This is a genomic window from Pseudomonas sp. NPDC087814, assembly GCF_044742865.1.
Lineage (GTDB): Bacteria > Pseudomonadota > Gammaproteobacteria > Pseudomonadales > Pseudomonadaceae > Aquipseudomonas.
In genome coordinates this window covers 1-5,509 of the sequence record NZ_JBIUVK010000094.1, presented here as the reverse complement: position 1 = coordinate 5,509, position 5,509 = coordinate 1, and the positions used below count along the sequence as shown (strand labels likewise).

General features: G+C 57.8%; 5 protein-coding genes. 4 read left to right on the top strand and 1 reads right to left on the bottom strand.

From position 1 onward, the window contains the following. Positions 1–24 precede the first annotated feature (24 nt). Genes carB through ACIOMR_RS30595 form a run of 3 tightly spaced genes read left to right on the top strand, consistent with a single transcriptional unit; the run spans position 25 to position 4,134 of the window. Entirely contained in the window at positions 25–3,228 is a 3,204-nt protein-coding gene (carB, locus tag ACIOMR_RS30605; RefSeq protein WP_401198146.1) for a carbamoyl-phosphate synthase large subunit, read from the top strand. Continuing rightward, positions 3,225–3,701 (top strand): transcription elongation factor GreA, encoded by a 477-nt coding sequence (greA, locus tag ACIOMR_RS30600; protein ID WP_003212209.1) that lies wholly within the window; start codon positions 3,225–3,227, stop codon positions 3,699–3,701. Before carB ends, greA begins: the two co-directional genes overlap by 4 nt. A gap of 28 nt (positions 3,702–3,729) precedes the next feature. Then, positions 3,730–4,134 carry a hypothetical protein gene (locus tag ACIOMR_RS30595; protein WP_003212207.1) on the top strand — a complete coding sequence of 135 codons (405 nt, stop codon included), beginning with the start codon at positions 3,730–3,732 and terminating at the stop codon, positions 4,132–4,134. An 8-nt stretch (positions 4,135–4,142) separates the two neighbouring features. Here the strand turns inward: ACIOMR_RS30595 and yhbY are convergent, their stop codons facing one another. Then, positions 4,143–4,451, bottom strand: a complete 309-nt coding sequence (yhbY, locus tag ACIOMR_RS30590; RefSeq protein ID WP_003212205.1) for a ribosome assembly RNA-binding protein YhbY — start codon at positions 4,449–4,451, stop codon at positions 4,143–4,145. A gap of 105 nt (positions 4,452–4,556) precedes the next feature. Between yhbY and rlmE the strand changes: the two genes are divergently transcribed. Further along, on the top strand, positions 4,557–5,207 hold the full coding sequence (gene rlmE, locus ACIOMR_RS30585) for a 23S rRNA (uridine(2552)-2'-O)-methyltransferase RlmE (protein ID WP_003212203.1): 651 nt from the start codon (positions 4,557–4,559) through the stop codon (positions 5,205–5,207). Positions 5,208–5,509: the final 302 nt, after the last annotated feature.

Genomic DNA, 5,509 nt, shown 5'->3' with positions numbered 1-5,509 from the left:
AAACCCTAGCCACCACCCACAGAGATCTACACCATCCTCAATACTCTCGCCCGCCCGCACGAGATTCGCCACTCCTTCCTTTCCCAGGCCTCCGGCGCCCAGGCCTGTAAAGCCCTGCGCGAAGAGGGCTACCGCGTCATCCTGGTGAACTCCAACCCGGCCACCATCATGACCGACCCGGACATGGCCGACGCCACCTACATCGAGCCGATCAAGTGGCAGACCGTTGCCAAGATCATCGAGAAAGAGCGTCCGGACGCCCTGCTGCCAACCATGGGTGGCCAGACCGCCCTGAACTGCGCACTGGACCTGGAGCGCGAAGGCGTCCTGGAGAAGTTCGGCGTAGAGATGATCGGCGCCAATGCCGACACCATCGACAAGGCTGAAGACCGTTCGCGTTTCGACAAGGCCATGAAGTCCATCGGCCTTGATTGCCCGCGTTCCGGTATCGCCCACAGCATGGAAGAGGCCAACGCGGTCCTGGAGCGCCTGGGCTTCCCGTGCATCATCCGTCCGTCCTTCACCATGGGCGGCACCGGCGGCGGTATCGCTTACAACCGTGAAGAGTTCGAAGAAATCTGCGCCCGCGGCCTGGACCTGTCTCCGACCAAAGAGCTGCTGATCGACGAATCCCTGATCGGTTGGAAAGAATATGAGATGGAGGTTGTCCGCGATAAGAAGGACAACTGCATCATCGTCTGCTCGATCGAAAACTTCGACCCGATGGGCGTGCACACCGGTGACTCGATCACCGTTGCGCCGGCACAGACCCTGACGGACAAGGAATACCAGATCATGCGTAACGCCTCTTTGGCGGTGCTGCGTGAGATCGGTGTGGAAACCGGTGGCTCCAACGTCCAGTTCGGCATCTGCCCGGACACTGGCCGCATGGTTGTGATCGAGATGAACCCGCGTGTATCGCGTTCTTCGGCGCTGGCATCGAAAGCTACCGGCTTCCCGATTGCGCGCATCGCCGCCAAGCTGGCGATCGGTTACACCCTGGACGAGCTGCAGAACGAAATCACCGGCGGCGCAACACCGGCTTCCTTCGAGCCGTCGATCGATTACGTCGTCACCAAGCTGCCACGCTTCGCTTTCGAGAAATTCCCGAAAGCCGACGCCCGCCTGACCACTCAGATGAAGTCGGTCGGTGAAGTCATGGCCATCGGCCGGACCTTCCAGGAGTCCCTGCAGAAAGCCCTGCGCGGCCTGGAAGTGGGCGTTTGCGGCCTGGACGAGAAGCTCGACCTGAGCAACCCGGAAAGCATGAGCGTGCTCAAGCGCGAGCTGACCGTGCCGGGTGCCGAGCGTATCTGGTACGTGGCCGATGCTTTCCGCGCCGGCATGACCGTCGAAGACATCTTCGGCATGAACATGATCGACCCGTGGTTCCTGGTGCAGATCGAAGATCTGATCAAGGAAGAAGAGAAGGTCAAGACCCTCGGTCTGTCCTCCATCGACCGCGACCTGATGTTCCGCCTCAAGCGCAAAGGTTTCTCCGACATGCGTCTGGCCAAGCTGCTGGGCGTGACCGAGAAGAACCTGCGCACCCATCGCCACAAGCTGGACATCTTCCCGGTCTACAAGCGCGTTGATACCTGTGCGGCCGAGTTCGCCACCGACACTGCATACATGTACTCCACCTACGAGGAAGAGTGCGAAGCCGCGCCGTCGGGCCGCGACAAGATCATGATCCTGGGCGGCGGTCCAAACCGTATCGGCCAAGGCATCGAGTTCGATTATTGCTGCGTACACGCCGCTCTCGCCCTGCGCGAAGACGGGTACGAGACCATCATGGTCAACTGCAACCCGGAAACTGTTTCTACTGACTACGACACTTCCGACCGTCTGTACTTCGAGCCGGTAACCCTGGAAGACGTACTGGAAATCTGCCGTGTCGAGAAGCCAAAAGGCGTGATCGTCCAGTACGGCGGCCAAACCCCGTTGAAACTGGCTCGCGCACTTGAAGCTGCTGGCGTGCCGATCATCGGTACCAGCCCTGACGCTATCGACCGGGCCGAAGACCGTGAGCGCTTCCAGCAGATGGTTGAGCGCCTGAACCTGCGTCAGCCGCCAAATGCCACTGTGCGCAGCGAAGACGAAGCGATCCGCGCGGCCAGCAAGATTGGTTACCCGCTGGTGGTGCGTCCGTCCTACGTACTGGGTGGCCGGGCGATGGAAATCGTCTACGAAGAAGACGAACTCAAGCGTTACCTGCGTGATGCGGTGAAAGTGTCCAACGACAGCCCGGTGCTGCTGGACCACTTCCTCAACTGCGCCATCGAGATGGACGTGGATGCGGTCTGCGACGGCACCGACGTGGTGATCGGCGCGATCATGCAGCACATCGAACAGGCTGGCGTTCACTCCGGTGACTCCGCTTGCTCGCTGCCGCCATACTCGCTGCCTGCACACATCCAGGACGAGATGCGCGAACAGGTCAAGAAAATGGCCCTGGAGCTGGGCGTGGTCGGCCTGATGAACGTACAGTTGGCGCTGCAAGGCGAAGACATCTACGTCATCGAAGTCAACCCGCGCGCCTCGCGTACCGTGCCGTTTGTTTCCAAGTGCATCGGTGTTTCCCTGGCAATGATTGCTGCCCGTGTGATGGCCGGTAAGACCTTGAAGGAAATCGGCTTCACCAAGGAAATCATTCCGAACTTCTACAGTGTGAAAGAGGCGGTGTTCCCATTCGCCAAATTCCCTGGTGTGGACCCGATCCTGGGCCCGGAGATGAAGTCCACCGGTGAAGTGATGGGCGTGGGCGATACCTTCGGTGAAGCATTCGCCAAAGCCCAGATGGGCGCCAGCGAAGTGCTGCCTACCGGCGGTACTGCGTTCATCAGCGTGCGCGATGATGACAAGCCGCTGGTTGCAGGCGTGGCCCGTGATCTGATCAACTTGGGCTTCGAAGTCGTGGCCACTGCCGGGACCGCCAAGCTGATCGAGGCTGCCGGCCTGAAAGTGCGTCGCGTGAACAAGGTAACGGAAGGCCGTCCACACGTGGTCGACATGATCAAGAATGACGAAGTCACCCTGATCATCAACACCACCGAAGGTCGCCAGTCGATCGCGGACTCCTACTCCATTCGTCGTAACGCCTTGCAGCACAAGATCTACTGCACCACCACCATTGCTGCTGGCGAAGCTATCTGCGAAGCGCTGAAGTTCGGTCCTGAAAAAACCGTGCGTCGCTTGCAGGATCTACACGCAGGATTGAAGGCATGATCAAATACCCAATGACCGTCCAGGGCGCAAAAGCCCTGGAAGAAGAGCACGCCCACCTGACCAAGGTCGTCCGTCCAAAGCTGAGCCAGGACATCGGTACGGCCCGGGAATTGGGTGACCTGAAGGAAAACGCTGAATACCATGCTGCCCGCGAGCAGCAAGGTATGGTCGAGGCGCGGATCCGTGACATCGAAGGCCGCCTGCAGAATTCGGTGGTTATCGACGTCACGACCATCCCGCATACCGGCAAGGTGATTTTCGGCACCACCGTGGAAATCGCCAACGTCGAGACTGACGAAAGCGTGGTTTACCACATCGTGGGTGAAGACGAGGCCGACTTCAAACTCGGCAAGATCTCCGTCGGTTCGCCGCTGGCCCGCGCCTTGATTGCCAAGGAAGAGGGTGACGTGGTGGCCGTCAAGACGCCTGGTGGCGTGATCGAGTACGAGATTGTCGAAGTTCGTCACATCTGAAAGACGGCGCCCGCTTCGTGCGGGCGCCATGCTTTGGCAGTTTGCCCAGATGCTTTGGGTTGGCGGCCTATGGCTGTTACATATTGGTGTGCTGCCGGCGCTGGGCCTGATTGGCCTGGCACCGTTGCTGATCGATGAGGTCAGCGGATTATTAAGCGCGTTGCTGGTAGGTTTTGCAGCGGCGTGCGTGACGCTTCAGGCGCTGGTGCTGATCAAGGCCGAAGGCTTGGGGAGTCTGTGGCGGGATATTCGCGGGCAACTGCTGTTGATGGCGCTGTATGCGTGCGCAATGTTTTGCGTGGTGCGCATCTTTCTGCCGGAGGCGTTGCGCTGGCAGCTGTTCAGCTATCTTGTGCTAGGGTTTTCCGGGTTGGTGCTGGTTGTACAGCCGGCGCCAGGATGGAGTGGCAGGGCGTGCGAAGCACGCCCGTGACCCTTGTTTCACTTGAAGCGGTGTACGTTCGACAGTTGCTTGTTGGCGCTGAAGTTCTTGCGATACAGCAGCGCCATCTTGCCGATGACCTGAACCAGGTCCGCTTTGCCAGCCTTGCACAGTTCTGCAATAGCTGCCAGGCGCGCCTCGCGATCAAGGATGCTGACCTTGATCTTGATTAGCTCGTGATCGCCCAATGCGCGTTCAAGTTCGGCTAACACACCTTCAGTCAAACCGTTGTCAGCCACAATCAAAACTGGTTTCAGATGGTGGCCAATGGATTTGTACTGTTTCTTCTGCTCTTGAGTGAGCGGCATAATCTGACCCCTGCGTCTGATCTTGTAAAAAGCGGCGGCCAGTTTACCCGAGCGAGTCCGGGACCGCCCAGTTAATCACGACCCGTTTTATTTTCGAGGTGGCCCGTGGCCCGTTCCAAAACTAGCCTTAAGTGGCTGCAAGAGCATTTCAACGACCCTTACGTCAAAATGGCGCAAAAGGATGGCTACCGTTCCCGGGCCAGCTACAAACTGCTGGAGATCCAGGAAAAGGACAAGTTGATCCGTCCTGGCATGAGCGTTATCGACCTGGGTGCCGCCCCGGGTGGCTGGTCCCAGGTGACCAGTCGTCTGATTGGTGGACAAGGCCGTTTGATCGCTTCCGACATCCTGGAAATGGACAGCATCCCTGACGTGACCTTTGTTCACGGCGATTTTACCCAGGATGAAGTGCTGGCACAGATCCTTGAGGCCGTCGGAAATTCGCAGGTAGACCTTGTGATTTCCGATATGGCCCCCAATATGAGTGGATTACCGGCTGTTGATATGCCGCGAGCCATGTTCCTGTGCGAATTGGCACTGGACCTGGCAGGACGGGTACTGCGTCCGGGTGGTGACTTCCTGGTCAAGGTCTTCCAGGGTGAAGGCTTCGACGAGTATCACAAGAACATCCGCAAACTGTTCGACAAGGTACAGACACGCAAGCCTGACTCTTCCCGGGACAGGTCTCGCGAGCAGTATTTGCTGGGTCGCGGCTTCCGTGGCATTGAAGGCGCTGCCAGTGAAGAGCGTTTTTGAGAAATTTGACGGAGGCGATAGGTTTTTTTATATCGCTTTCGTCACGAAGCTTTACGAATATTGTGTAGTCAAAGTTTCACAAAGGGTTACAGACGGCGCCTGCCAGAGTTGTAGGTAATGTAGTAAGTTAGGCCGGTGAATATCATGCGAAGCACGCGCCAGTAGCGGAGCTTGCTTCAGAGGGTAGTTAATTGAACGATATGGCAAAGAATCTGATCCTGTGGTTGATCATCGATTATTTCATCGTTACTGTTATGTACTAATTTTCATTCACTTATGATGATCTGTTATTCATTTTTTTT

Bases quoted from the DNA above. Each gene is read 5' to 3' on its own strand.
- ACIOMR_RS30595 (WP_003212207.1), top strand. From the start codon at position 3,730: ATGCTTTGGCAGTTTGCCCAGATGCTTTGGGTTGGCGGCCTATGGCTG.
- yhbY (WP_003212205.1), bottom strand. From the start codon at position 4,451: ATGCCGCTCACTCAAGAGCAGAAGAAACAGTACAAATCCATTGGCCAC.
- greA (WP_003212209.1), top strand. From the start codon at position 3,225: ATGATCAAATACCCAATGACCGTCCAGGGCGCAAAAGCCCTGGAAGAA.